This window comes from Kitasatospora sp. NPDC004723, from assembly GCF_040609255.1.
In the GTDB taxonomy this organism is placed as follows: Bacteria; Actinomycetota; Actinomycetes; order Streptomycetales; family Streptomycetaceae; genus Kitasatospora.
Genome location: NZ_JBEXJT010000001.1, coordinates 240,816 through 266,730, shown reverse-complemented (window position 1 = coordinate 266,730; position 25,915 = coordinate 240,816). Strand labels below are relative to the sequence as shown.

At 74.3% G+C, this 25,915-nt stretch carries 26 protein-coding genes; 8 read left to right on the top strand and 18 right to left on the bottom strand.

What is annotated here, in order from left to right:
• Window positions 1-68: 68 nt before the first annotated feature.
• Entirely contained in the window at window positions 69-725 is a 657-nt protein-coding gene (locus tag ABZW10_RS01285) for a hypothetical protein (protein ID WP_355357991.1), read from the bottom strand.
• A 309-nt stretch (window positions 726-1,034) separates the two neighbouring features.
• Here ABZW10_RS01285 and ABZW10_RS01280 point away from each other — a divergent pair, with 309 nt between their 5' ends.
• The 3 genes from ABZW10_RS01280 to ABZW10_RS01270 all read left to right on the top strand — a co-directional run bounded on the left by ABZW10_RS01280 (window position 1,035) and on the right by ABZW10_RS01270 (window position 2,194).
• On the top strand, window positions 1,035-1,379 hold the full coding sequence (locus tag ABZW10_RS01280) for a rodlet layer protein (protein WP_355357988.1): 345 nt from the start codon (window positions 1,035-1,037) through the stop codon (window positions 1,377-1,379).
• Window positions 1,380-1,461: 82 nt separating this feature from the next.
• Window positions 1,462-1,806 carry a rodlet layer protein gene (locus ABZW10_RS01275; protein ID WP_355357985.1) on the top strand — a complete coding sequence of 115 codons (345 nt, stop codon included), beginning with the start codon at window positions 1,462-1,464 and terminating at the stop codon, window positions 1,804-1,806.
• A 121-nt stretch (window positions 1,807-1,927) separates the two neighbouring features.
• Complete coding sequence (locus tag ABZW10_RS01270) at window positions 1,928-2,194, top strand: hypothetical protein (RefSeq protein ID WP_355357982.1); 267 nt, start codon at window positions 1,928-1,930, stop codon at window positions 2,192-2,194.
• 67 nt (window positions 2,195-2,261) lie between these two features.
• On the opposite strand, the gene hemB is transcribed toward ABZW10_RS01270, so the two are convergent.
• From hemB to ABZW10_RS01235, 7 genes are all read right to left on the bottom strand, one after another.
• On the bottom strand, window positions 2,262-3,242 hold the full coding sequence (gene hemB, locus ABZW10_RS01265) for a porphobilinogen synthase (protein WP_355357979.1): 981 nt from the start codon (window positions 3,240-3,242) through the stop codon (window positions 2,262-2,264).
• A gap of 65 nt (window positions 3,243-3,307) precedes the next feature.
• Entirely contained in the window at window positions 3,308-4,978 is a 1,671-nt protein-coding gene (locus ABZW10_RS01260; protein WP_355357976.1) for a bifunctional uroporphyrinogen-III C-methyltransferase/uroporphyrinogen-III synthase, read from the bottom strand.
• Window positions 4,975-5,988, bottom strand: a complete 1,014-nt coding sequence (gene hemC, locus ABZW10_RS01255; protein WP_355357973.1) for a hydroxymethylbilane synthase — start codon at window positions 5,986-5,988, stop codon at window positions 4,975-4,977. The genes ABZW10_RS01260 and hemC overlap by 4 nt, the downstream gene beginning before the upstream one ends.
• Before the next feature lie 41 nt (window positions 5,989-6,029).
• Complete coding sequence (locus ABZW10_RS01250) at window positions 6,030-7,367, bottom strand: glutamyl-tRNA reductase (protein WP_355357970.1); 1,338 nt, start codon at window positions 7,365-7,367, stop codon at window positions 6,030-6,032.
• Between the two features lie 31 nt (window positions 7,368-7,398).
• On the bottom strand, window positions 7,399-8,298 hold the full coding sequence (locus tag ABZW10_RS01245) for a redox-sensing transcriptional repressor Rex (RefSeq protein ID WP_355357967.1): 900 nt from the start codon (window positions 8,296-8,298) through the stop codon (window positions 7,399-7,401).
• Window positions 8,299-8,399: 101 nt separating this feature from the next.
• Window positions 8,400-9,197, bottom strand: a complete 798-nt coding sequence (locus ABZW10_RS01240) for a 3'-5' exonuclease (RefSeq protein WP_355357964.1) — start codon at window positions 9,195-9,197, stop codon at window positions 8,400-8,402.
• Between the two features lie 174 nt (window positions 9,198-9,371).
• The gene (locus tag ABZW10_RS01235; protein ID WP_355357961.1) at window positions 9,372-9,656 is read right to left on the bottom strand and encodes a glutaredoxin family protein; all 285 of its coding nucleotides are present in this window, start codon (window positions 9,654-9,656) and stop codon (window positions 9,372-9,374) included.
• Window positions 9,657-9,774: 118 nt separating this feature from the next.
• On the opposite strand from ABZW10_RS01235, the gene ABZW10_RS01230 reads away from it, so the two are divergent.
• From ABZW10_RS01230 to ABZW10_RS01220, 3 genes are all read left to right on the top strand, one after another.
• Complete coding sequence (locus ABZW10_RS01230) at window positions 9,775-10,872, top strand: HAD-IB family hydrolase (protein ID WP_355357958.1); 1,098 nt, start codon at window positions 9,775-9,777, stop codon at window positions 10,870-10,872.
• Window positions 10,873-11,494: 622 nt separating this feature from the next.
• Entirely contained in the window at window positions 11,495-12,268 is a 774-nt protein-coding gene (locus ABZW10_RS01225; protein WP_355358890.1) for an ECF subfamily RNA polymerase sigma factor, BldN family, read from the top strand.
• Window positions 12,269-12,548: 280 nt separating this feature from the next.
• Complete coding sequence (locus tag ABZW10_RS01220; RefSeq protein WP_355357956.1) at window positions 12,549-13,898, top strand: DUF5667 domain-containing protein; 1,350 nt, start codon at window positions 12,549-12,551, stop codon at window positions 13,896-13,898.
• A gap of 110 nt (window positions 13,899-14,008) precedes the next feature.
• On the opposite strand, the gene ABZW10_RS01215 is transcribed toward ABZW10_RS01220, so the two are convergent.
• The 8 genes from ABZW10_RS01215 to proC all read right to left on the bottom strand — a co-directional run bounded on the left by ABZW10_RS01215 (window position 14,009) and on the right by proC (window position 21,284).
• Entirely contained in the window at window positions 14,009-15,022 is a 1,014-nt protein-coding gene (locus tag ABZW10_RS01215) for a lysophospholipid acyltransferase family protein (RefSeq protein ID WP_355357953.1), read from the bottom strand.
• A 27-nt stretch (window positions 15,023-15,049) separates the two neighbouring features.
• Window positions 15,050-16,141: an NAD-dependent epimerase/dehydratase family protein gene (locus ABZW10_RS01210; RefSeq protein ID WP_355357950.1), complete on the bottom strand. Its 1,092-nt coding sequence runs from the start codon at window positions 16,139-16,141 to the stop codon at window positions 15,050-15,052.
• 150 nt (window positions 16,142-16,291) lie between these two features.
• A complete protein-coding gene (locus ABZW10_RS01205; RefSeq protein ID WP_003948845.1) occupies window positions 16,292-16,390 on the bottom strand; it encodes an AURKAIP1/COX24 domain-containing protein in 99 nt (32 codons plus the stop codon).
• Window positions 16,391-16,579: 189 nt separating this feature from the next.
• Entirely contained in the window at window positions 16,580-16,789 is a 210-nt protein-coding gene (locus ABZW10_RS01200) for a helix-turn-helix domain-containing protein (protein WP_045937940.1), read from the bottom strand.
• A gap of 317 nt (window positions 16,790-17,106) precedes the next feature.
• The gene (locus ABZW10_RS01195; RefSeq protein ID WP_355357947.1) at window positions 17,107-18,303 is read right to left on the bottom strand and encodes an acetoin utilization protein AcuC; all 1,197 of its coding nucleotides are present in this window, start codon (window positions 18,301-18,303) and stop codon (window positions 17,107-17,109) included.
• A gap of 71 nt (window positions 18,304-18,374) precedes the next feature.
• Window positions 18,375-19,598, bottom strand: a complete 1,224-nt coding sequence (locus ABZW10_RS01190; protein ID WP_355358887.1) for an MFS transporter — start codon at window positions 19,596-19,598, stop codon at window positions 18,375-18,377.
• Window positions 19,599-19,763: 165 nt separating this feature from the next.
• Entirely contained in the window at window positions 19,764-20,417 is a 654-nt protein-coding gene (locus tag ABZW10_RS01185; protein WP_355357944.1) for an HAD family hydrolase, read from the bottom strand.
• Between the two features lie 39 nt (window positions 20,418-20,456).
• Window positions 20,457-21,284 (bottom strand): pyrroline-5-carboxylate reductase, encoded by an 828-nt coding sequence (proC, locus tag ABZW10_RS01180; RefSeq protein WP_355357941.1) that lies wholly within the window; start codon window positions 21,282-21,284, stop codon window positions 20,457-20,459.
• Between the two features lie 189 nt (window positions 21,285-21,473).
• On the opposite strand from proC, the gene ABZW10_RS01175 reads away from it, so the two are divergent.
• Together ABZW10_RS01175 and ABZW10_RS01170 are read left to right on the top strand one after the other, a co-directional pair.
• On the top strand, window positions 21,474-21,908 hold the full coding sequence (locus ABZW10_RS01175) for a hypothetical protein (RefSeq protein WP_355357938.1): 435 nt from the start codon (window positions 21,474-21,476) through the stop codon (window positions 21,906-21,908).
• A 126-nt stretch (window positions 21,909-22,034) separates the two neighbouring features.
• Complete coding sequence (locus ABZW10_RS01170) at window positions 22,035-23,432, top strand: hypothetical protein (protein ID WP_355357935.1); 1,398 nt, start codon at window positions 22,035-22,037, stop codon at window positions 23,430-23,432.
• Between the two features lie 6 nt (window positions 23,433-23,438).
• Here the strand turns inward: ABZW10_RS01170 and ABZW10_RS01165 are convergent, their stop codons facing one another.
• Window positions 23,439-23,966 (bottom strand): hypothetical protein, encoded by a 528-nt coding sequence (locus ABZW10_RS01165; RefSeq protein WP_355357932.1) that lies wholly within the window; start codon window positions 23,964-23,966, stop codon window positions 23,439-23,441.
• Window positions 23,967-24,057: 91 nt separating this feature from the next.
• Window positions 24,058-25,902, bottom strand: coding sequence for a dihydroxy-acid dehydratase (gene ilvD, locus ABZW10_RS01160; protein ID WP_355357929.1), 1,845 nt, complete (start codon window positions 25,900-25,902; stop codon window positions 24,058-24,060).
• Window positions 25,903-25,915 lie beyond the last annotated feature (13 nt).

Sequence of the window (25,915 nt, the reverse complement as noted above, 5' to 3'; positions counted from 1 at the left end):
GGCCGACCGCACGAGAGCCCGGCACCCCGTCGTGAAGGGGTGCCGGGCTCTCGTGCGTCCCGCAGGCCCTAGAGCTGGGCCAGGCCGGCCGCGCCGGTGCCCGAGACCACGCCGGTGGTGGTGACGGTGGTGGCGGTGGCCAGGCTCCCCAGCGTGTCGGTCACCGAGATCCGCTCGTCCTCGTTGCCCAGGCTGGCCTTGGCGCCGGGCACGGCCTGGACGGCGCCGGTCACCAGCCGCGGGTCGATCTCGTCCAGCTTGATCCGGCCGTCGGCGAGCTGGCCGGTGCCGTCCTGGACGAGCGAGAGCGGCTTGCCGAGGCCGACCGCCGGGGTGTCGGCGTGCAGCGGCGCGGCCGGGGCGTCCAGCAGCAGCTCGCCGAGGTCGGCGCCCCGGTCGAGCAGCGGCAGCGGCAGCTCGGCCTTGGCGGTCGGGCCGACCTTGCCGATGCCGAGCGCGGGCACGACGCGGTCGGGGATCAGCGCGTCCCCGGTGGTGTGGGCGGGGGCCGGCGGCATCAGCAGCGAGGTCGGGACGGCGCCCGAGATCCGGCTGTCCAGCGGTGCCAGCGGGATGTCCAGCGGCACCTGCTGGGTGGCCAGCTGGTCCTCCAGCGCCCCGACCTGCTCGGGGCCGAGCGGAGCGGCGGACGCCGCCCCCTGGGAGGCGAGCACGCCCGCACCGACCGCCAGCAGCATCGCGCCGGCCCGCTTGGAGAACCTCATGCTTTTCACCGTTCCGCCTGTCCGTACTGGAGATCCAATGGGGGGCGGCTGCGCGGGCGCAGCCGAAAGCAATGGGCTCAACGAGCCACCGGTGTCCCCGATTGCGGCGGTTAACCGGTTCGGGTTAATAATCCGACCGGAAACCGTTGACCGCCGCGCCTCCCGGACTCTTTTCCAGAATCCCCGTAACCTTCCGTGCCGTGATTCTTTGATCTGGACGTCAGTGACCGCGGACCGGGTCTGAGCGTTGAACGCGTTGTACGCACGGAAACCGCACGGAAACCGAGCTTTTCAGAGAGGGATCTCCTCATGATCCAGAAGTCCATCGCCGCCGCAGGCCTGGCCGCCGCCGCGCTGGCCGCCGCCGCGGCGCCGGCCTCGGCCATCGGCGACGCGGACGGCGCCGCCGGGTCGTTCCAGGGCAACGGCGGCTCCAACTTCACCGGCACCGTCGGCGACAACAGCCCGAACTTCCACTTCCTGGACAACGCGAACATCTGCCTGCCGGAGATCCACAACATCGCCGTCGGCGTGCTCGGTGTGGCCGTCCCGGTCGAGGTCCCGATCGCCAACAGCGGCGGCAAGCAGTACTGCACCCAGGGCCAGGGCACCCAGAGCCACGGCGACGCGGGCGTCTCCCACCTGATCGGCTGACCCGCCCGTCCCGGCGCGTCATCCCTCCGAACCGACCACCTTCGAATCGCTCCCCGATTCACCCCCTGAGAGGAACACCGAAATGATCAAGAAGTCCCTCGCCGCCGCGGGTCTGGCCGCGGCCGCCATCGCGATGTCCGCGGGCTCCGCGGGCGCCATCGCCGACTCGGACGGCGCCGCCGTCTCGGCCCAGGGCAACGGTGGCACCAACCACACCGGCACCTACGGCGACAACAGCCCGAACTCGCACGTGCTCGACAACCCGAACATCTGCCTGCCGGAGATCCACAACGTCGCCGTCGGCATCATCGGCATCGCCGTGCCGATCGAGGTTCCGGTCCTCAACAGCACCCCGAAGCAGATCTGCAACGTCGGTCAGAACACCCAGTCCTCGGGCGACGCGGGTGTCTCGCACCTGATCGGCTGATCCAGGCGCACGGCGCGACGGAGGGCCCGGGGACGTCTGCTCCCCGGGCCCTCCCGGCGTCCGGGCGCACCCCCACAGGCAGAGCGTCCGCCCCGGGCGCTCCGGAAGAAAGGGCAGATCCATGAAGAGCACGCTGGGCAAGATCACCCTGACCGCCATCGGCGCGCTGGCGCTGGCCGGGCTCGCCGTCCCGGCGGCGTCCGCGCACGTCGGTGTGGCTGGCGGCGGCGAGTTCGTCGCCTCCGCCGACCCGGTGTTCGCGGCCGGCGAGGGCTGGGGCATCGCCCACACCTCGCACATCGCGGCCGGCGAGCTGGGCTGGGGCGCCGCCACCTCCACCGACGGCGTCGGCGGCGGCGAGGGCTTCGCCCACATCGCCGACTGGTAGGACGCACGACGAAGGCCGGGTCCCTCCCGTCGGAGGGGCCCGGCCTTCGCGTGTGCGTGCGCGGGGCCTACGTCAGCATCCTGGCGGCCTCGACGGCCCAGTAGGTCAGGATCTGCTCGGCGCCGGCCCGGCGGATCGAGGTGAGGGTCTCCAGGATGGTGCGTTCCCGCTCGATCCAGCCGTTGGCGGCGGCGGCCTCGACCATCGCGTACTCGCCGGAGATCTGGTACGCGGACACCGGCACCGGGGAGGCGTCGGCGACCTGCCGCAGCACGTCCAGGTAGAGCATCGCGGGCTTGACCATCACCAGGTCGGCGCCCTCGGCGAGATCCAGCTCCAGCTCGCGCAGCGCCTCCCGGGCGTTCGCCGGGTCCTGCTGGTAGGTCTTGCGGTCGCCCTGCAGCGAGGAGTTGACGGCCTCGCGGAACGGCCCGTACAGGGCGGAGGCGTACTTGGCGGTGTAGGCGAGGACGGCCACGCCCTGGTGCCCCGCCTCGTCCAGCGCCCGGCGGATCACACCGATCTGGCCGTCCATCATGCCCGACGGGCCGACCACGTGGACGCCGGCCTCGGCCTGGACCACGGCCATCTCGGCGTAGCGCGCCAGGGTGGCGTCGTTGTCCACGCTGCCGTCCCCGGCCAGCACGCCGCAGTGCCCGTGGTCGGTGAACTCGTCCAGGCAGAGGTCCGACATGACCACGAGCCGGTCGCCGACCTCCGCGACCACGTCGCGGATCGCCTGCTGGAGGATGCCCTCCGGGTTGGTCCCCTCGGAACCGACGGCGTCCTTCACCTCGGGCAGGCCGAACAGCATGATGCCGCCCACGCCCGCCTCGGCGGCCTCCACCGCGGCCTTCCGCAGGGAGTCCCGGGTGTGCTGGAACACCCCGGGCATCGAGGAGATCGGCTTCGGCTCGGTGATGTCCTCGCGGACGAAGGCGGGAAGGATCAGCTCCGCGGGGTGCAGCCGGGTCTCGGCGACCAGGCGGCGCACCGCCGGGGTCGAGCGCAGACGGCGCGGGCGGACGTACGGGAATTCGGCGGACACGGCTTCTCTCTCCGAACGATGGTGCGGTGCCGGGGACGGCGGTCGGGCCGCCCCCGGCCTCTACGTCAGCGGGCGGCCTTGCGGCGCGAGCCCGGACGGCGCTCACTGGGCCGGTAGACCGGCTCGCCCGCGGCGGTCGCGGTGTCCCGCCGCTTGGCCCCGAAGTCTGCCAGCGCCTGGGCCAGCGAGGCCGCCGACGGCGCCGGGGCCATCACGTCGACCCGCAGGCCGTGCTCCTCGGCGGTCTTGGCGGTGGCCGGGCCGATGCAGGCGATGACCGTCACGTTGTGCGGCTTGCCCGCGATGCCGACCAGGTTCCGCACGGTCGAGGACGAGGTGAACAGCACCGCGTCGAAACCGCCGCCCTTGATCGCCTCCCGGGTCTCGGCCGGCGGCGGCGAGGCGCGCACCGTCCGGTACGCCGTCACGTCGTCGACCTCCCAGCCCAGCTCGACCAGGCCGGCCACCAGGGTCTCGGTGGCGATGTCGGCACGCGGCAGCAGCACCCGGTCGATCGGGTCGAACACCGGGTCGTACGGCGGCCAGTCCTCCAGCAGCCCGGCCGCGGACTGCTCGCCGGACGGCACCAGGTCGGGCTTCACGCCGAAGTCCACCAGCGCCTGCGCGGTGGTCTCGCCGACCGCCGCGACCTTGATGCCGGCGAACGCCCGGGCGTCCAGGCCGTACTCCTCGAACTTCTCGCGCACCGCGCGCACCGCGTTCACCGAGGTGAAGGCGATCCACTCGTAGCGGCCGGTGACCAGGCCCTTGATCGCCCGCTCCATCTGCTGCGGGGTGCGCGGCGGCTCGACCGCGATGGTCGGCACCTCCTGCGGCACCGCGCCGTACGAGCGCAGCTGCTCGGAGAGGCCGTGCGCCTGCTCCTTGGTGCGCGGCACCAGGACGTTCCAGCCGAACAGCGGCTTGGTCTCGAACCAGGAGTGCGAGGCACGGTGGGCGACCTGCTCACCGACCACGGCTATGACCGCGGTGGCCGGGTCCACCGGGGCGGAGACCGGGGAGGGCAGCACCCGGGCGGCCTTGAGGTCCGCCGCGATGGAGGCCAGGGTCGCGGTGAAGGTGCGCTGACGGGTGGTGGTGCCGGAGAGCGTGGCGCTCAGCGCGGAGTCCGGCTTGCGGCCGTTGGAGACCAGCGCGTTGGCGGTGGCCGGCAGCTGGCCCAGGGTGGTGCGCACCACCAGGGTGGTCTCCGGCGCGCCCAGGTCCACCGGGGAGCCGGCCAGCAGCGCCGCGGCCTCCACGAAGCGGACGTCGGTGCCGGCCGCGCCGCGCAGCGGCACGCCCGCGTAGGCCGGTACGCCGACCGACTGGGCGACGCCCGGGATCACCTCGAAGGCGATCCCGGCACCGGCGCAGCCGAGCATCTCCTCGGCCGCGCAGCCGTCCAGGCCCGGGTCGCCGTCGACGGTCCGCACCACGTGCTTGCCGGAGCGCACGGCCTCGGCGACCAGGTCGGCGAGGTCGAACTCCGGCCCCTCCGCGCCGGGGGTGTGCACCTGCACACCGTTCGGACAGTGGCTGCGCACGGCGGCGGCGGTCAGCGGGTCGGCGACCAGCACGTCGGCGGAGGAGAGCACCTCGACCGCGCGCAGGGTCAGCAGGCCCGGGTCACCGGGGCCCGCGCCCAGGAAGGTGCAGCGGCCGGCGGCGGGGACGGTGCCCCCGAACGGGCTGTCGGCCGGGAACGGGCTGTCGGTGGCGGCGGTGGGGCTCATCGGGCTCGCTCCCCCATCAGGGCGGCCGCGCCCGCGTCGAGCAGCCGGGCGGCCAGCGCGCGGCCGAGGGCCGCCGCCTGCTGCTCGGCGGTCTCGTCGAGGACGATCGGACCGTGGGCGGACATCTTCAGCAGGGTGGCGCCGTCGGCGGTGCCGACCACGCCCTCCAGCCGCAGTTCGGTCTGGTGCTCCCAGCCGGCCAGCGCGGCGACCGGCGCGGAGCAGCCGGCCTCCAGGGCGGCCAGCAGCGCGCGCTCGGCGGCCACCGCGACCCGGGTGGGGGCGTGGTCGAGGGCCGACAGCGCGGCGGTCAGTCCGCTGTTCGCCGTGGTGCACTCGACGGCGAGCGCGCCCTGGCCCGGGGCCGGGATCATCAGCTCGGGGTCGAGGTGCTCGCTGATCTCGGCGCTGCGGCCGAGCCGGTTCAGGCCGGCGGTGGCCAGCACCACCGCGTCCAGCTCGCCGGAGGTGACGAAGCCGATCCGGGTGTCCACGTTGCCGCGGATCGCGACGGTCTCCAGCTGGAAGCCGCGGGCCCGGGCCCAGGCGTTCAGCTGCGCCATCCGGCGCGGCGAACCGGTGCCGATCCGGGCCGGACGGCCGGCGCCGGCCAGCTTCTCGACCAGTTCGACCAGCGTCAGGCCCTCGCGCGCCACCAGGGCGTCGCGGGTGTCCTCGCGCTGCGGCACGGCCGCCAGCGCCAGGCCCTCGGGCTCGGCGGTCGGCAGGTCCTTGAGGGAGTGCACGGCGAAGTCGATCCGGCCTTCGAGCAGCGCGTCGCGCAGCGCGGAGACGAAGACACCGGTGCCGCCGATCTGGGCCAGCGCCTCGCGGGAGGTGTCGCCGTAGGTGGTGATCTCCACCAGCTCGACGGGGCGTCCGGTGAGGCGGGTCACCTCGCGGGCGACCATGCCCGACTGGGCCATGGCGAGCGCGCTGCGCCGGGTGCCGAGCCGCAGGGGGGCGGTGGTGGCGTCCGGTGCCTGACCGGTGAGCGGTTGACCATTCATGAGGTGATCGTCCCGGTGGTACTCGTGGGATGGCTGACGGTTCATGCGGCGCCCCCGCCCGCGGGCTGCTGGGCGCCGATCGGGGTACCCGAGACCGCGTGCACGGCGGCCGGGTCCAGGTCGAAGAGTTCACGCAGGGCCTCCGCGTAGGAGGCGCCGCCGGGCTCGGCGGCCAGCTGCTTCACCCGCACGGTGGGCGCGTGCAGCAGCTTGTCGACCACCCGGCGGACGGTCTGGCCGATCTCGGCGCGCGAGCGCTCGTCCAGTCCGGGCAGCCGGGAGTCCAGGCGGCCCAGCTCGGCGGCGACCACCTCGGAGGCCATCGCGCGCAGCGCCACCACGGTCGGGGCGATCCGCGCGGCGCGCTGGGCGGCGGCGAAGGCGGTGACCTCGTCGGAGACGATGCCGGTGACGGCGTCGACGTCGCCCGCGCCGGGGGTGGCGGCGTGGGCGTGCGAGAGGCTCTCCAGGTCGACCAGCAGGGCGCCGGGCAGCTCGTGCACGGCGTGGTCGACGTCACGCGGCATGGCGAGGTCGAGGAAGGCGAGCGGGGTGGCGCCGGCGCGCGCGGCGACCGCGGCGGCGACGTCGTCCGCCTTGATCACCACACCGGCCGCGCCGGTGCAGGAGATCACCAGGTCGACGTCGGCCAGCGCCTCGGGCACCTTGGCCAGCTCCAGGGTGCGGGCGACGTCCGTGCCGAGGATCTCGGCCAGCCGCTCGGCACGGGCCGGCGTCCGGTTGGCGATCAGCAGATCGGTCACGCCCGAGCGGACCAGGGTGGCGGCGGCCAGCGAGCTCATCGAGCCCGCGCCGACCACCAGCGCCCGCTTGCCGGCGATCTCGCCCGCGCCGGCCGCAACCTGCTCCAGGCCGAAGGTCACCAGGGACTGGCCGGCCTTGTCGATGCCGGTCTCGCTGTGCGCCCGCTTGCCGACCCGCAGCGCCTGCTGGAACAGCTCGTTCAGGCCGCGCCCGGCGGTGTGCTCCTCCTGGGCCTTGGCCAGGGCGTCGCGCAGCTGGCCGAGGATCTGGCCCTCGCCGACCACCATCGAGTCGAGGCCGCAGGCCACCGAGAAGAGGTGGTGGACGGCGCGGTCCTCGTAGTGGACGTAGAGGTGCGAGGTCAGCTCCTCCAGGTCCACCCCGCTGTGGTGGGCGAGCAGCAGCGACAGCTCGGCGACGCCGGCGTGGAACTTGTCCACGTCGGCGTACAGCTCGATCCGGTTGCAGGTGTTCAGCAGCGCGGCCTCGGCGACGGTCGCGGACGCGGCCGCGTCGTGCAGCAGCCGGGTCGGCACCGCACCGGTCAGCGCGGCGCGCTCCAGTACCCCGACCGGGGCCGTGCGATGGCTCAGCCCTACGACGAGAAGACTCACGCCCGCTCCCTGGTCCCACGAATCTCGGTGCTCATGCTGGCATCACCGCGGACAGCTCGCCCTCGCCGGTCTTGCCGGGCTTGCCCTTCGCCGCTGGGTCCGCGTCCTTGCTGGCCGGCTCGGCGGCCGGGCGCGTCTTGCCGCTGCCCCCGGCCGCCCGGCGCAGCTTGGCGGCGGCGGCGCGGACCGGGCCGGGGGCCCGGTCGAGCACGGACTCGGTGCGGTCCGGCTCGTCGCCGGCCTTGCGCTGCTCGTGGAAGGCGAGGATCTGCAGCTCGATGGAGAGGTCCACCTTGCGCACGTCCACGCCGTCCGGGACGGTCAGCACGGTCGGGGCGAAGTTCAGGATGCTGGTGACGCCGGCCTCGACCAGCCGGTCGCAGACCTGCTGGGCCGCGCCGGGCGGGGTGGTGATGACGCCGATCGAGACGTGCTGGCTCTCCACGATGGACTCCAGTTCGTCCATGTGGCGCACGGGCAGGCCGGCCGCGGTGCTGCCGACCACGGCCGGGTCGGCGTCGAGCAGGGCGGCGACCCGGAAGCCGCGGGAGGCGAAGCCGCCGTAGTTGGCGAGCGCGTGGCCGAGGTTGCCGATGCCGACGATGACGACCGGCCAGTCCTGGGTCAGGCCCAGCTCGCGGGAGATCTGGTAGACGAGGTACTCGACGTCGTAGCCGACACCGCGGGTGCCGTAGGAGCCCAGGTAGGAGAAGTCCTTGCGGAGCTTGGCGGAGTTCACTCCGGCCGCGGCGGCCAGCTCCTCGGAGGAGACCGTCGGCACCGAGCGCTCGGAGAGCGCGGTGAGCGCACGCAGATAGAGGGGCAGCCGGGCGACCGTCGCCTCCGGGATTCCCCGGGCACGCGAGGGTCGGCGCGCGGCGCCCGGGTCGGGCGTCTGCGAACTGCTCTGTGGTGATCGGCCGATTGCCACGCTGCTCCTGTGGGTGAAGCTGGGCTTTGGCAGCCAGGCTATGCGTTTGTGAACGTGTGCACAAAGATGGTGTCCGTTTTGTCCCCGCACAGTGATGCGCATCACGCCGTCGACCCCATAGCACCGGTCGATTTCCGGGCCGCCGCCGGGGGCGGTGCAGCGGGTGGCCTGGGACCGTACGGAAGACCGTCCGGCAGGTCACGCGGGGCGGGGACCGGGGCCGGGCGGGCGGGGTCGCGCAGGACCAGCGGAACCGGCTCGCCCGACGGGCGCGAGCGCGCCCGCCCCAGCCGCGGCCACGGCACCCGGGCCGCCCGCCGCAGCGGCTCCGTCCAGTCCCCCGGCGGGCAGGACGGCGCGTCCAGGCAGTGCCGCAGCAGGCCGGCGGTGGCCCGGGCGTCGCCCAGCGCGGTGTGCGCCGCGAAGGCGCCGAGGCCGGCCGCCTCCACGCAGGCCGCCAGGCCGAAACCGCGGGCCTGCGGCAGGTGGGCGCGGGCCAGCCGCATGGTGCACAGCAGCGGCACCGGCGGCAGCGGCACCCCGATCCGGGCGAACTCGCGGTCCAGGAAGGCGTGGTCGCAGGTGACGTGATGACCGACCAGTACTCGGCCGGCCAGCAGCTCCAGCAGCCTCGGCGCGATCTCGCGGAACCGCGGGGCGCCCTCGACGTCCTCCTGCGCGATCCGGTGCACATGGGTCGGGCCGACCGGGCCCAGCGGGTCCAGCAGGGTGCAGAACTCGCCCTCCGGGCGGAGCGACGCGTCCAGCAGCACCACGGCCACCTCGACCACCCGGTGCCGCCAGGGGCTGCGGCCGGTCGCCTCCACGTCCACCACGGCGAAGCCCCCGCGCGCGGCCGACGGGTCGGCGGGCGCTGCCGGTGGCGGGCCGGGAAGCATGGCGGCACTCCTCGCGTGCTCAGCCCCCCATGGGCGCAAACGAGTTCGATCGTAAGCCGGGCGACGGGGGGCGGCCCAAACCGCGCACCCGGAAAATCGGCAACGATTCGGCGAACCGCCCCCGCCGGACGGCGGGGGTCGGGACACCTCGGGCGAGGCCGGACGGCGCCGGCGTCAGGCGCCGAGGGCGGTGCGCAGCCGCTTCTCGTCCACGCGCCAGAAGTCGTGCTGGCGGCCGTCGATCAGGGTGACCGGGATCTGCTCCCAGTAGCGCCGGTAGAGCTCCTCGTCCTGGGTGATGTCCTTCTCCTCGAAGGAGGCGCCCAGCTCGGCCGTGACCCGGGCGATCACCTCCCGGGCGTCGTCGCACAGGTGGCAGCCGGGCTTGGCCACCAGGGTCACCGTCCGGTCGGCCGGCTTCGGCCCCGGGTTCTTGTCACGTCGCAGCAGTGGGCTCACCCCGCCATTGTGCGACGCCCCTACGGACGCGCCGGACACGGCTGGCCCTCCTCCCGTTCACCCCTCGGGCACGCCGCCGTCACGGCCGCCGCCCAGGTGGCTGGCTATGCTCGATGACATGGCCGTGCTCCGAAGGCTCACCCAGGCAAGGCGTTCCACCAGCTCGCGGACCGCCCTCGCGGGCGAGGCCGCGGCCGAGGCCGCGGAGGCCGCCCTGCGGGCCGTGCCGCAGCCTCCGGCCGGGGAGCCTCCGGCCGGGGAGCCCGTGGCGGAGCAGCCGGCGGGGGCACCGCCCGCGCAGGAGCAGCACGCCGAGGAGCAGCCCGCCGGGGAGCAGCACGCCGAGGAGCAGCACGCCGGGGAACAGCCGGCGGAGTCGCAGCCGGCCAGGCGCGGCAAGGCACCCAAGGCCCCGGTGGAGAACCACACGCCCGAGCCGGACGACCCGCGCGCCGCCGCGTTCTTCGACTGCGACAACACCATCCTGCGCGGCGCCGCGATCTTCTACCTCGGCGTCGGCCTCTACCGGCGCGGCTTCCTCAGCCGCCGGGACATCGCCCGGTTCGCCTGGCAGCAGGCCTGGTTCCGGCTGCACGGCGCCGAGGACCCGGAGCACATGGCGGACGCCAAGCACACCGCGCTCGGTGTGGTGGCGGGCAAGCGGACCGCCGATCTGGAGGCGCTCTGCGAGGAGGTCTTCGAGGACGTCATCGCCGACAAGGTGTGGCCGGGCACCCGTGCGCTGGTGCAGATGCACCTGGACGCGGGCCAGCGGGTCTGGCTGGTCACCGCCGCCCCGGTGGAGGTGGCCCGGATCATCGCGGCCCGGCTCGGCATGACCGGCGCGCTCGGCACCGTGGCCGAGGCGCGCGACGGCGCGTACACCGGCCGGCTGGTCGGCGAGCTGCTGCACGGGCCGGCCAAGGCGGCCGCGGTGCGCTCGCTGGCCCGGCGCGAGCGGCTGGACCTCGACCGCTGCGCCGCCTACAGCGACTCGGCCAACGACATCCCGATGCTCTCGCTGGTCGGCCATCCGTACGTGGTGAACCCGGACGGCGCGCTGCGGCGGCACGCCCGGGCGCAGGGCTGGCGGGTGCGGGACTTCCGGACCGGGCGGAAGGCGGCCCGGGTGGGCCTGCCGGCCGCCGCCGCGCTCGGCGTGGCGGCCGGCGCCGCCGCGGCCGGCGTCGCGCTGCACCGTCGCCGCCGGGCCTGAGCCGCCGCCCCCGGCGCCCGGTCCGGCGCGGGTCGCGGGCCCGCTCCGCGCCCCCCGTCCGGGCGCCCCTCGCCGGGGTGAGCGCGGTCAATCCGCACGCCGACCAGGCCGCTCGTACGGGCGAACTCCCGCGCGCCGCAGGGCCGTCCGACCCTGCCGACCGAACCCGCCACCCGGTGACCGGATCTGATCGTTCGCCACCTTGCGAAAGTCGGGGATTATCTGACCTCCAGGCCGGGAAACCGCCCGCCACGCCGCCGAATCTGTCACCCGACGCACTCGTTCTGTCACGTTGAGCCAGCCGATCGCCGAGGCGTTCGGTCAGTATCGGCCGGATTTGCACCCCGCGCGGATCCCAAACGACCACTTCGACCACACGGTGTAGCTGTCATTGCACAAAGCGTTATTCTCTCCTGGATGCACGTCACCCACCCGCCCCAAGCAGGACCGGGCGGGACGGGCGTGCTCTCCGCGCAGGCGGAGGTGATCCGTCCACAGTTCTGCCTCTGGGAGTCCCGTGTACCCACCCGTCCGGAACGACGCGCCTGCACCCTCCCGCCCGTCGTCCGCGCCCCTGCGCTCCCGCACCGGCCTCCGCGTCCGCCCCGTCCCGCCCCGGCAGATCTCCACCGGCCTGGAGCTGCTGCGCAGCCTGCTCCGCAGCCAGCTCGCCGCCGTTCCCCAACCGGCGCCCGCCGGAGCCCCGTTCGGCCCCGGACCCGCCCTCGGCGGCCCGCTGCTGCGCACCACCGCCGCCGGATCGGCCGGCACCGGCGCGCGCGGCCGCACCGGCACCACCGGCGGCCGCAGCCGCGCCCGCACCACCACCGGCCCCGGTTACGAGACCGAGCACAACCCGATCATGGAGCTGGTCGAGCGGGCCCAGGCCGGCGAGAGCGACGCCTTCGGCCGGCTCTACGACCACTACGCGGACACCGTCTACCGCTACATCTACTACCGGGTCGGCAGCCGGGCCACCGCCGAGGACCTCACCAGCGAGACGTTCCTGCGCGCACTGCGCAGAATCGGCACCTTCACCTGGCAGGGCCGGGACTTCGGCGCCTGGCTGGTGACCATCGCCCGCAACCTGGTCGCCGACCACTTCAAGTCCAGCCGCTTCCGGCTGGAGGTCACCACCGGCGAGATGCTCGACTCCAACGAGTGCGAGCGCAGCCCCGAGGAGTCGGTGCTGGAGTCGCTCTCCAACGCCGCCCTGCTGGAGGCCGTCCGGCGGCTGAACCCGCAGCAGCAGGAGTGCGTCACCCTCCGCTTCCTGCAGGGGCTCTCGGTCGCCGAGACCGCCCGGATCATGGGCAAGAACGAGGGCGCCATCAAGACCCTGCAGTACCGCGCCGTGCGCACGCTGGCCCGGCTGCTCCCGCCCGACGCGCGATGAGCCGGCGGTGTTCCGGGAAGGGCTCCGGGCAAGCGGCAGGAGAGATAGGAAGCGGGCCGTCACCTTCCGGGGCGGCCCGACACATCCGGGTGAACGGTCGGTCCGATGATCAGCCGTCCGTAACCGACCGCCCGCACCGCTCGTTGGCCAGCGTGCAAGCCTCCACCAGGCGTACGGTCAAGTCGAATTGCGACCTCTCACCCGATGGAGTGGCTTTGGCTTGTCGGAGCAACCGTCCGGCGAGCCGGGGTGTCGACAACGACGAAGGGAGGTGTGGCCCGTGACGGCAAACGTGCTGGAGCACCGGCGGGCGAAGGCCTTCGCCGAGGCGCTGGAGGCCCACCAGGCGGAGCACCGCGCTGCCGACGGCGACGGAACGGCCACCACCACCGGCGGGAACGCCGGTTCGGCCGCGATGACGGAACTCATCGACACGGTCGGCGCGCTCCGCGCGCTGCCGGTCCCGGAACTCGACCAGGAGGTCCGGACCGTCCAACGCGCCCAGCTGATGGCCGCGTTCGAGCAGGCCTTCGCGGGCGGCCCGGGCGCGACCGTGCCACGGCAGCGCCGCCACCGGGCCGTCCGCACCGCGCCGCGCGGACGCTGGAGCCGCCGGTTCGCGATCGGCGGACTGGTCGCCGGCCTCGCCGTCGGCAGCTTCGCCGGCGCCGCGGCCGCCAGCGGCAACGCGCTCCCCGGCGACCCGCTGTACGGCATGAAGCGCGGGCTGGAGGGTCTACGGCTCAACCTCGCGGGCTCCGACAGCGAGCGCGGCGAACTGCTCCTGGACAACGCGGCCACCCGCCTCGGCGAGGCGAAGTCCCTGGTCGGCCGGACCGACCCGGCCGGCGCGCTCAGTCCGGGCACCGTCGAGCAGGTCCGCAAGGCCCTCGACGCCATGCACGCCGACGCCCTCAAGGGGCGCGACCTGCTGCGCGCCGTCTACCGCAACAACGGCTCGCTCGACCCGATGCGCACCCTGGCCGGCTTCGCCCAGGACGAGGACGGCACCTGGTCGGAGATCCAGTCCCGGCTCCCGGTCCAGCTCACCCCGCAGGCCCACCTGGTGGACCAGCTCTTCGACGCCATAAGCCAGGACGTCGCGCCCCTGCGCCTGGTCCAGCCGCCCGCCCCCGGCGGCGCTCCGGCCGGCGGCGGGGCGAGCGGCGCAACGCACGGCCCCGTCGGCGGCGGCGCCGGCACGCCGGCCACCGGGACGGCGCCCGGCGGCAACCCGGCGGCCGGCACCGCACCCGCCCAGGGCGGCGCCACCGGCGGCCCGGCGGGCGGTTCGGCCGGCGACCGGCCCGGCGGCGCCCCGCAGGCCCCGGCCCAGGGCGGCGTCCCCGCCCCGGCGGCGCCCGCCGTACCGGTCCTCCCGCTGCCGAGCGGCCCGGCCAACGTCGTACCGGCCCCGGTCGGCGGACTGGTCGACAACCTCACCAGCGGGCTCACCGGGGCGAAGCCCTCGCCCAGTGCGGACGCGCCCGCCCCGGCGCCGACGCCGGACCAGCCCCCGGCCGCGCCGACCGAGGCGGCGCCCAGTGCGAGCGGCGCGGCCCAGCAGGGCGTCGAGGTGCCCCCGCTGATCCCGGGCCTGCTGCCCGGTCTGCGGATCCTCGGCGGCTGACCGGACAGCACCGGACGGCATCGGCCGGCACCGGCCGGACGGCGGGAGAACGGAGCGGGCCCCGGCGGACACCTCGTCCGCCGGGGCCCGCCCTGTCGGCCCGCCGACCGTCAGAAGAACACCGACCGCCGCTGCACCAGCAGCTGGTAGAGCGTGTGCTGGATGGTCTCCCGCACCTCGTCGGCCAGGTCGAAGACCAGCATCGGATCGTCCGCCGCGTCCGCCGGGTGCCGGTCGGTCGCGATCGGCTCGCCGAACTCGATGATCCACTTGGTCGGCAGCGGCACCGCCCCGAGCGGCCCCAGCCAGGGGAAGGTCGGCGTGATCGGCACGTACGGCAGGCCCAGCAGCCGGGCCAGCGTCCGGAAGTTCCCGATCATCGGATAGGTCTCCTCCGCCCCGACGATCGAGCACGGCACGATCGGCACCCCCGCCCGCAGCGCCGAGGAGACGAACCCGCCCCGGCCGAACCGCTGCAGCTTGTACCGCTCGCCGAACGGCTTGCCGATCCCCTTGAACCCCTCCGGCCAGACGCCGACCAGCTCGCCGCGCTCCAGCAGCGCCTGGGCGTCCTCGTTGCAGGCCAGGGTGTGCCCGGCCTTGCGGGCCAGCTCGTTGACGCCCGGCAGCACGAACACCAGGTCGGCGGCGAGCATCCGCAGGTGCCGGTGGCGCGGGTGGTGGTCGTGTATCACCACCTGGGTCATCAGGGCGTCCAGCGGGACCGTCCCGGAGTGGTTGGCGACGATCAGCGCGCCGCCCTCGGCCGGGATGTTCTCGATCCCGCGCACCTCCACCCGGAAGTACTTCTCCGCCAGCGGCCGCAGCAGCCCGAGCAGCACCTCCTCGGTGAGCTCCCGGTCGAAGCCGAACTCGTCGACCTCGTAGTCGCCGGTGATCCGGCGGCGCAGGAAGGACAGGCCGTCGGCGGCCCGCTCCTCCCAGCCCTTGCCGAACGCCCGGGTCGCGGCGGCGCCGAGCCGCCCGGCCAGCGCGCCGCCGACCGCGTCGGCGACCCGGTCGGCCAGGCCCGGACCGCCGGCCGGCGGCTCGGTCCAGCTGGGGGCGGACTCGATCGGGATGACCTTCGCCTCGCCCGGCGCGTTCTCGGCGGCGGCACTCATGCGGGTTCAGCTCCTGGGTCGGTGCGGTCAGTGCGGTCGGTGCGGCCGGGCGGCGGTGCCGGACCCGGCGAGCAGCGCGGCCAGGCCGTCGGTGACGGCGGTCAGCCGGCCCGGCGGCAGCAGCCCGGGCGACAACGCGGCGGCGAAGTCCGCGAACGCCTCCGGGGTGGTGAACGACGGGCGGTAACCGAACGCCTCGCGCAGCCGCGCGGTGTCCACCACCCGGCCGTGGGTCAGCAGCCGCAGCTGCTCGGGCGAGACGTCGACCAGCCGGGTCTGCCGAGCCAGCCCGGCCATCCAGCTGACGGCGGGCAGCAGCAGCGGCAGGGTCGGCCGGCCCAGCCGGCGGGCGCACTGGGAGAGCAGCAGCACGCCCTCCCCCGCGACGTTGAAGGTGCCGGTGTTCACGGTGCCCGGCTCGGCCGGGAAGGAGGCCCGGCAGAGCACCTCGACCACGTCGTCCTCGTGCGCGAACTGCAACCGGGGGTCGTAGCCGAGCACGGTCGGCAGCACCGGCAGCGCGAAGTACTCGCTCAGCGGGGTGTCGGCGCCCGGGCCGACGATGTTGGCGAACCGCAGCACGGTGACCGCGACGTCCGGGCGGCGCCGGGCGAAGCCGCGGACGTAGCCCTCCACCTCGACGGCGTCCTTGGCGAAGCCGCCGACCGGCAGCACCTTCGGCTGGGTCCGCTCGGTGAACACCGCCGGGTCGCGCGGCGCCGAGCCGTAGACGCCGGTGGTCGACTTCACCACCAGACGCCGCACCCCCGGGGCCTTCTGGCAGGCGCCGAGCAGCTGCATGGTGCCGATCACATTGGACTCCTTCACCGCGGAGCGGTGGGTGGAGCCCAGACCGGTGGCGCTGACCGCGAGGTGCACGACCGTGTCGACGCCGTGCTCGGCGATCACCCGCGCCACGGCGGGGCGGCGCAGGTCGAGCTGGTGGAAGCGGTACGGGGCGGCGGGCCCGTCCGGCTCCGCGAGCGCGCGCAGCGCCGGTCGCGGCGGCTGCACGTCCACCCCGACCACCAGGTCCACCCCGGGGCGGCGGCGCAGCTCAGCGGTGAAGCGGGCCCCGAGGTTGCGGGCCACGCCGGTGACGAGCACGACCGTTCCCACAGCGCTGCACCCCATTCCTCGGCCCGGGAGGCCTGCGTGCACCGTACCGCGCCGCCTCGACGGGCCGGGAAACGACACCGCCCGCCCAGGCCACGAGGGCCGGGGCGGGCGGTGCGAAGCGCTCGGCGCGCGAGGCGCGGCCGGGGGCGCTTACTTCTTGTTGCGACGCTGGACGCGGGTCCTCTTCAGAAGCTTGCGGTGCTTCTTCTTGGCCATACGCTTGCGACGCTTCTTGATGACAGAGCCCACGGAACAACCCTCGCTCACTGAGACTCTCGCCCGTGAGAGACGGAGTCCATACGACTGACGGAGGGCCTAGCCTACATTCCGCACGCCCAGGGCCGTAATCGCGCTCCCCGAGGCGGGCGAACTCAAGGCGAATCCGGGGCGAACGGATACGGGGTCCACCGTGGCGGACCCCGTACCGGACCGGCCTGCCTACGCGCTCTCGAGCCGCACGTAGGACTCCTTGAGGTACTCGTGCACTGCCTGCTGGGGCACCCGGAACGAGCGGCCGACCCGGATGGCGGGCAGCTCACCGCTGTGCACCAACCGGTAGACCGTCATCTTGGAGACCCGCATGACCGCGGCCACCTCGGCCACGGTCAGGAAGACGACGTCCTGCAAGGGGCGTTCGCCGGAACTCATGACCATCACCCGACCCTTACCCGTGTGCAAGGCACCGGCTTCCCCTCCGGTGACTCCACCGGCACACGTGTATCCCCAGAGTAGTTATGGGTGGTACCAGTGGGAAGAGGGAGAAGCGCAGTCCTCGTACGGTGAGGGATAAGCCGGTTGCAGTACGTAGCCGATCGGCGGTCTGCACTAGTCGGCGTGCGCACTCAACGCGACGGGGCACCAGGTCTTCACAAGCGGTGGCACCGGTTCAGCCGTCCGGGGCGCCGTCCGGGGCGGGCAAGGGGCCGGGGAACGGGCCGGGCACGGGCCGGGAAACGGCCGCCCGGTCAGGGCATCAGGCCGTGGTGCGGCAGGACGGCGCGGCGGGTGGCCAGGATCGCCTGATCGAGGCGGTCCGCCGGATCGTAACCCGCGTCGAAGTCGCGCCAGACCGGACGGGCGCCGTCGGTCATCCGCAGCGGGGCCGGGCGGCGGGTGCGCCGGTAGACCTCGGCGCGCCAGGACTCCGGGGTCTCGGTGGCCGGGTCGACGGGGCGGCCGGCCGCGGTGGCGACCAGGTGGGTCCAGGTCCGCGGGACGACGTCGACGACGGCGTAGCCGCCGCCGCCGAGGCCGATCCAGCGACCGCCGGCGTGCTCGTGGGCCAGCTCGTGCAGTTCCTGGGCGATCACCCGCTGGGCGTCCACGGTGACCGCGAGGTGGGCCAGCGGGTCCTCCAGGTGGGTGTCGGCACCGTGCTGGGTGACCAGGACCTGCGGGCGGAAGGCGGTCAGCAGCTCGGGCACCAGGGCGTGGAAGGCGCGCAGCCAGCCGGTGTCGCCGGTGCCGGCGGGCAGCGGGAGGTTGACGGCGGAGCCCTCGGCGCCGGGACCGCCGGTCTCGGTGGCCCAGCCGGTCTGCGGGAAGAGGGTGGCGGGGTGCTCGTGCAGGGAGACGGTGAGCACCCGGGGGTCGTCCCAGAAGGTCTGCTGGACGCCGTCGCCGTGGTGGACGTCGACGTCGATGTAGGCGATCCGCTCGGCGCCGAGTTCGAGCAGCCGGGCGATGGCGAGGGCCGGGTCGTTGTAGACGCAGAAACCGGAGGCGCGGTCGGGCATGGCGTGGTGCAGGCCGCCGGCGAAGTTGACGGCGTGCGGGGTCTCGCCGCGCCAGACGGCCTCGGCGGCGGCGACGGACTGGCCGGCGATCAGCGCGGAGGCGGAGTGGACGGCCGGGAAGGACCAGTTGTCGTCGGTGCCGAGGCCGTGCCGGACGTCCTGCCGCTCGGGGTGCGCGGCCGCGTACTTGACCGCCTCGACGTACTCGGCGGTGTGCACCAGGCGCAGCGTGGACTCACCGGCGGGCGGGGCGGAGCGGAGGGTGACACCCGGTCCGGCGGCCAGGCCGAGGTCCTCCACCAGGCGCATGGTGAGCGCCAGCCGGGTCGGGTCCATCGGGTGGCCTGGGCCGAAGTCGTAGGCGGTGACCGCCTCGTCCCAGAAGAGGTGCAGGCCGCAGGAGGTGTCACGCTCGGCTTCGGGCATGCCGTCCACCGTAGTGGGTGGGGGCGGCCGGGCCCGCCAACGGGTCCTTGAACGCTGGTCGTACGGGCGGGTCAGACCTGGTCCCGGACGACGGCCCGGGCGGGGGCGGGCGCCGCCGGGGCCGGGGCGAAGCGGTCGGCGAGCGGCAGGACGGCCAGCACCAGCAGCATCGGCGCGAGCAGCGCCCAGCGGTACGAGCTCGCGTCCGCCAGCGCGCCGACCAGGGGCGAACCGACGAGGAAGCCCACGTAGTTGAACAGGTTGAGCCGGGCCACCGCGGCGTCCGAGTCCGCCGGGAAGAGCCGCCCGCCGGCCGCGAAGACCTGCGGGATGATCGCGCAGATGCCGAGGCCCAGCACGGTGAACCCGGCGATCCCGGCCCAGGCGCCCGGCGCGGCGGCGGCCACCGCGAAGCCGAGCGCGGCCAGGGCGGCGCCGCCGCGCACCACCGGGACGGCGCCCCAGCGCTGCACGGCGCGGTCGCCGAGCGCCCGGCCGAACAGCATCGCCACCATGTAGCCGAGGTAGGAGAGCTTGGCGATGTCCTCGGGGCTGTCCAGCCCGTCGGTCAGGTACTTGACGCTGTAGTTGGAGACCGAGGCGTCGGCGATGTACGCGAAGGCCATCGCCAGGCAGAGCGGCAGCAGCGGGCGCCAGGGGATCGTCCGGGCGGCGGCCTCGGCGGCCTCCCGGACGGCGTCGCCGAGTTCGGCGGTCCCGGCGTCGGGGGTCCCCCCGGCCGGGGGCCGGGGGAAGCCGCCGGCCAGCAGCACGAGCGGGGCGATCACCGCGGCGGCCGTCCCGAACAGCACCGGCAGGCCGAGGTCGTCGTGCGCACCGAGGCCGGCGACGGCCGCACCGAGGATGCCGCCGAGGCTGAACGCGGCGTGGAAGCCGAGCATCACCGAGCGGCCGTAGCGGTGCTGGAGGCCGACCCCGAGCATGTTCATGCTCGCGTCCAGCGCGCCGACCAGCAGCCCGAAGGCGCCCAGGGCGAGCGCCAGTTGCCAGAGCGTGTCGCCGAGGCCGGTGGCGGCCAGGGTGGCGCAGACCGCCGGCTGGACCACCCGCAGCACGGCCCGCGCGCCGGTCCGGCGGACCAGCCGCTCGGAGGCGATCGACCCCACCCCGGCCAGCACCGGAACGGCGGCCAGGAACAGCGGCAGCAGCGCGTCGCTCAGCCCGTAGCGGTCCTGGATCTCCGGGATGCAGGTGACCAGCAGGGCGAAGGTGACGCCCTGGAGCAGGAAGCTCGCGGCCAGCGCGGCCCGGCCGGCCCGGAGCCCGGGCGTGATCGGGGCCGTGGCCGGGGGCGTGATCGGGAGCCCCCCGGAGCTCTCGGCAGGGTCGGCGTTCTCGGCGTCCTCGGTACGCACATGCACCTCGCTACTGGCCGGTAAGGCGGTCGGTGGCGAGAGCGTAGGGGCAGACAGCCGTTTTCGGGAGGGGGTGCGCGCGCCTCAGCCGAGCAGGGCGGGGACCTCGGACAGGTCGGCGATCAGGCCGGTGGCGCCGGCCGCGGTCAGCTTCGCCGGGTCGGTCAGCGCGGTGTAGCCGTAGACGTCCATGCCGGCCGCGCGGGCGGCGAGCACGCCGTTGGGGCTGTCCTCCAGCACCAGGCAGGCCGCCGGGTCGACGCCCAGGGTGCGGGCCGCGTGCAGGAACAGGTCCGGGGCGGGCTTGCCCACGCCGACGTCCTGGGCGCTGAAGATCCGCTCCTCCGCGATGTGCCCGCGCAGGCCGGTGACGTCCAGGGCGGCGCGGATCCAGCTGTGGTGGGCGGAGGAGGCCAGGCAGTAGGGCACGGCGCGCCGCTGGAGCTCCTTCAGCAGCGCGTCCGCGCCCCGGACGGCGGCGAGCTCGGTGGCGAAGGCGTCGAAGACCCGGCCGTGGAAGGCCTCGTCGAAGCCCTCCGGGAGCCGGGCGCCGTCGTGGCGCTCGGCGATCACGTCGTGCACCCGGTGGGCGGCGGTGCCCATGAAGTCCCGGTAGGAGTCCTCGATCGTGGTCGGGAAGCCGAGTTCGGTCAGGTACTCGGCCAGCAGCCGGTTGGAGAGCGGCTCGCTGTCCACCAGGACACCGTCGTTGTCGAAGATCACCAGTTCATAGGCCATGCGTTCGACCCTATCGGCCCGTCGACCCGGCCCCGGCGGTCACTTGCCGCCGGAGGCCAGCTCCCGGGAGCGGTCCCGGGCCGCCTCCAGGGCGCCCAGCAGGGCCGCCCGCACCCCGTGGTTCTCCAGCTCGCGGATGGCCGCGATGGTGGTGCCGGCCGGCGAGGTGACCGCCTCGCGCAGCTTCACCGGGTGCTCGCCGGAGTCCCGCAGCATGACCGAGGCGCCGATCGCCGACTGCACGATGAGGTCGTGCGCCACCTGCCGGGGCAGGCCGAGCAGGATGCCGGCGTCGGTCATCGCCTCGACCAGGAAGTAGAAGTACGCCGGGCCGGAGCCGGAGAGCGCGGTCGCCGCGTCCTGCTGGGACTCGGGCAGCCGCAGCGCCTTGCCGACCGAGCGGAAGATCTCCTCGGCCCGCTCCAGGTGCGCCTCGGTGGCGTGCGAGCCGCCGGAGATGACGCTCATGCCCTCGTCGACCAGGACGGGCGTGTTGGGCATCACCCGGACCACCGGGGTGCCGGCCGCCAGCCGGGCCTCGAACCAGGCCGTGGGGATGCCGGCCGCCGCCGAGATCACCAGCCGGTCCGGGGCGACGTGCGGCGCCAGCTCGTCCAGCAGGGTGCCCATGTCCTGTGGCTTCACCGCGAGGATCAGGGTGTCGGCGAGCTTGGCGGCCTCGGTGTTGCCGACCACGCCGACGCCGTAACGGGCGGCCAGTTCGGCGGCCCGCTCGGGGCGGCGGGCGGTCACCAGGACGTCCCCCGGGTCCTTGCCCGCCCGCAGCAGACCGGAGAGCAGGGCCTCCCCGATCTTGCCCGTGCCGAGGAAGGCGATCTTCTGTCCGTGCGCCGCGCTGCTGGTCATGGCCGCTCCTTGCCTCCGGTATCGCGTTCCGGTACCGCCGCCATCCTCGCACCGCGCGCCCGCCCCCGGCCGCAGCGTCCACTCTGCGGGCACGGCCGGCGACGTCAGCCCCTAGGGCGAAACTCCGGGTTCTCCCCTATGGCCCGGGGGTGGAGGCGGGAGCACCGTGGAGTCATGGCACACGGAGAGATGTCCCGACGTGAGAACCGGCAGGTCGCCGTCGCCGCGGCGACCCTGGGGCCGTGGCGGACCGCCGCGGGAGTCGGTGCGGTGGTGGGGGCGACGGACCTGGTGATCGATCTGATCGACGGGGACTGGTCGCTGAGCATGCTGGCAGGTCCGGCCGGCTGGGGCCTGTTCTTCTTCTTCCTGGTCGGCACCGTCGGCGCCCGGATGCGCCGGGAGGGCAGCGACCGGCGGCTGCAGCAGTGGGCGAACGAGCACCCGTGGCAGGCGGCGCTCCCGGCGGGCGGCGGGCTGCTGGTGCTGAACATGCTGGCGCAGCTGTTCCTCGGGGACGCGGGCGTGTTCGAGGCGTTCTTCGAGTCGCTGTTCCCGGCCGCCATGCTGGTGACCGTCGCGGGGGTGGTCGGATCGGTGAAGAAGGCCCGCGGCAAGGGCTGACGGGGCGTGGCCGCGCTCCCCCCAGGAGGGGACAAAACGGGATGATCCCCGCACACCGCCGGGGTGTTCACCGACCGGTGTGGCCCCGATCGAACATCCGTCACACCCCGTCGGCATACTGGCGCGATGCCGATCGCCGAAGATCCAGAACCGCGCCCGTCCGAGGGCCGGGAACCGGACGGGACCGCCCCGACCGGACCGGACGGGAAGGACCCGTTCGCCGACCTCGTGCTCGACGAGGAGTTCGTCCGGGGAGCCTCCGTCAAGGAGCAGACGGGCCGCACCCGGATGCTCGCCGCCCAGTGGAAGCACACCCCGCCGGTCGACCCGGGCGGCCGCCGCTCGGTGAACGACGGGCCGGCACCGAAGAAACGGTTCGCCCGCAAGGGCCGGCCGGTCGACGCGTGGGGCAACCCGCGGCCGCGCCGTTCGCTGGAGTGGCGCACGCCGCTGTTCGTGCTGCTGGCCGTCGCCCTGGTGCTCGCCGCGCTCAACGTCGACGGGCTGCGGTCCTGGTACTCGACGCGCTTCGGCGACGGCTCCAACGGCACGCCCGCCGCGTCGGGGCCCGTGCCGACCGTCGCCCCGGAGACCGCCCGGCCGACCGCCGCGCCGTCGGCCGCGGCCGAGCAGCGCCCGACCGTCGACCACCCGTGGGCCGGCTCCCCCGCCGAGGGGTGGCCGACCGACATCGCGGCGTTCGCGCCCAAGGAGACCCCCGGCGCCGTCGGGGTGTTCACCGCCGAGGAGGTCGCCGAGCAGGTCGAGCTGGTCAAGCAGTACCTGGCGGCGGCCAACCTGGACCCGGCGGTGGTGGCCGGCGGGCGTCCGACGGCCGCGCTGGCGATGCTGGACGCCGATGAGCAGAACTCGGCGGTCAAGGCGCTCGCCAAGCCGTCCGCCGAGACCGACCCGACACACTGGTTCAGCCGCTTCGACCCGGCCGAGGCGATCCCGGTCAACAGCACCGTGAAGCTCCAGGGCATGCTCACGGTCGAGGGCGACGGCGAGAAGGGCGTGCTGGTGCACGCCGACTTCACCTACGTGTACGCGCTGCGGCCGGGACCGGACGCCGCCAAGCGGGCCGCCGCGCCCAAGCCGACGCCCACCCCGCGGCCGTCCACCCCGGGCGGCAAGGGCGGCGGCGGTGGGACCGGTGGCACGAACGGTGGCGGTACCGGTGGCGGCACGGCCCGGCCGGTCGGCTGGACGGTGCCGGCCGCCGACGTCGCCGGGGACACCTGGACCACCCGCACCGTGGTCCGCAGGGTGGAGACCTTCCGGTTCTACGACCCGAAGCGCTTCGACGTGATCCCGAAGAAGCTGAACATCAACAGCCGGTCCGAGATCGGCAACAGCGCCTGCGACGTCTACGACGGTTACCTGCACCCGCAGTTCGACCAGTTCGCGGCCTCGTTCGGCGGCCCCGAGCCGGCGCCCAGCGGCACCGCCAGCGACCCGTACGACCGCAGCAAGGACCTGTCGGAGGGCGACGGCGAGTGCGGGACGGTGACCCGCAGCTGAGCCGGGCTAGCGCCGGCGCTTGGCCCGGCCCGGCGCCTTGGTGCCGGGCCGGCCGCTGCGGCCGGCCTGCCGGCGCTCGTACCGGTCGCGCTCCTGCTCGTAGCGGGCGCGCCGGACGGCCTCGCCCGGGGCCTCGCGCAGGCTGCGGACGAAGTAGGCGAGCAGGGCGCCGACCCCGCCGATGATCCAGACCACGCCGAGCGACTTCTCCTCGGCCATCCAGCCGGTCAGGTTCTCCTTGCCCTCGGTGAGCAGCTTCCAGGTGCGCAGCGCCGCGAGCAGCGAGCAGATCGCGACGGCGGCGACCAGCAGGCCGTTGAGGAAACCGCCGTTGTCGGCCACCCGGATGCCGTCGACGGCGAAGCGCAGCACCAGGGCGGCGGCCGCGGCGCAGAGCAGGGCGCCGACGGGGACGAGGACGCGGCGCAGCCGGTAGTCGCCGCCGCGCTCGACCCAGCTGGTGCCGAACCAGCGGATCGGCTCCGGCTCGGGGGCGCCGACGGGCTGGGCGGAGGGGGTGGGTTCCTGGGTCACGGATCCGATTATCCCCGCTGGGCGGGAACGACGGAGGAGCCGTCCCGGTGGCCGGGACGGCTCCTCGTCGGTGTTGCCGCGGAGGGCGGGGTCAGCCGAGCTTGCTGACGTCCCGGACGGCGCCCTTGTCGGCGGAGGTGGCCATCGCGGCGTACGCGCGCAGGGCCTGGCTGACCTGGCGGTCGCGGTTCTTCGGCCGGTAGCCGCCGCCGGCCTCCAGCGCGCGGCGGCGCTCGTCCAGGACCTCGGCGGGCACCTCCAGCGAGATCCGCCGGCCCGGGATGTCGATGGCGATGGTGTCGCCGTCCTCGACCAGCGCGATGGTGCCGCCGGACGCGGCCTCCGGGGAGGCGTGGCCGATGGACAGGCCCGAGGTGCCGCCGGAGAAGCGGCCGTCGGTGACCAGCGCGCAGGCCTTGCCGAGACCGCGGCCCTTGAGGAAGGAGGTCGGGTAGAGCATCTCCTGCATGCCGGGGCCGCCCTTGGGGCCCTCGTAGCGGATGACGACGACGTCGCCCTCCTTGACCCGCTTGGCGAGGATCGCCTCGACCGCGTCCTCCTGGGACTCGACGACGACGGCCGGGCCGCTGAACGTCCAGATCGACTCGTCGACGCCGGCGGTCTTCACGATGCAGCCGTCCTCGGCGAGGTTGCCGTACAGCACGGCGAGGCCGCCCTCGACGGAGTAGGCGTGTTCGACGCTGCGGATGCAGCCCCGGGCGGCGTCGGTGTCCAGCGACTCCCAGCGCTCGGACTGCGAGAAGGCCTCGGCGGAGCGGACGCAGCCGGGGGCGGCGTGCCAGAGCTCGACGGCCTCGTCGGAGGGCGAGCCGCCGCGGACGTCCCAGGTCTTCAGCCACTCGGCGAGCGAGTCGGCGTGCACGGTGTGCACGTCCTCGTTGAGCAGCCCGCCGCGGTACAGCTCGCCGAGGATGGCCGGGATGCCGCCGGCCCGGTGCACGTCCTCCATGTAGTACGCGCCGTTGGGCGCGACCTTGGAGAGGCAGGGCACCTTGCGGGAGATCGCGTCGATGGCCCGCTGGTCGAAGTCCAGCTCGGCCTCCTGGGCGGCGGCGAGCAGGTGGAGGATGGTGTTGGTCGAGCCGCCCATGGCGATGTCCAGGGCCATGGCGTTCTCGAAGGCGGCGCGGGTGGCGATCGCGCGCGGCAGGACGGACTCGTCGTCCTGGCCGTAGTGCCGGTTGGTGATCTCGACGACGGTGCGCCCGGCCCGCTCGTAGAGGGCGCGGCGGGCGGTGTGGGTGGCGAGCACGGAGCCGTTGCCGGGCAGCGAGAGGCCGATCGCCTCGGTGAGGCAGTTCATCGAGTTGGCGGTGAACATGCCCGAGCAGGAGCCGCAGGTCGGGCAGGCGTTCTCCTCGATGATCGCGATGTCCTCGTCGGAGACGTTCTCGTTGACCGCCTGGGAGATCGCGTCGACCAGGTCGAGCTTGCGCACGGTGCCGTCGACCAGGGTGGCCTTGCCGGCCTCCATCGGGCCGCCGGAGACGAAGACCGTCGGGATGTTCAGGCGCAGCGCGGCCATCAGCATGCCGGGGGTGATCTTGTCGCAGTTGGAGATGCAGATCAGCGCGTCGGCGCAGTGCGCGTTGACCATGTACTCGACCGAGTCGGCGATCAGGTCGCGCGAGGGCAGCGAGTAGAGCATGCCGCCGTGGCCCATCGCGATGCCGTCGTCGACGGCGATGGTGTTGAACTCGCGCGGGATGCCGCCCGCCTCCTTGATCGCCTCGGAGACGATCCGGCCGACCGGCTGGAGGTGGGTGTGGCCGGGGACGAACTCGGTGAAGGAGTTGGCGACCGCGATGATCGGCTTGCCGAAGTCCTCGCGGGCTACGCCGGCCGCCCGGAGAAGCGCCCGGGCGCCTGCCATGTTGCGACCGTGGGTGACCGTACGGGACCTCAGCTCGGGCACTGTGCTCCACTCC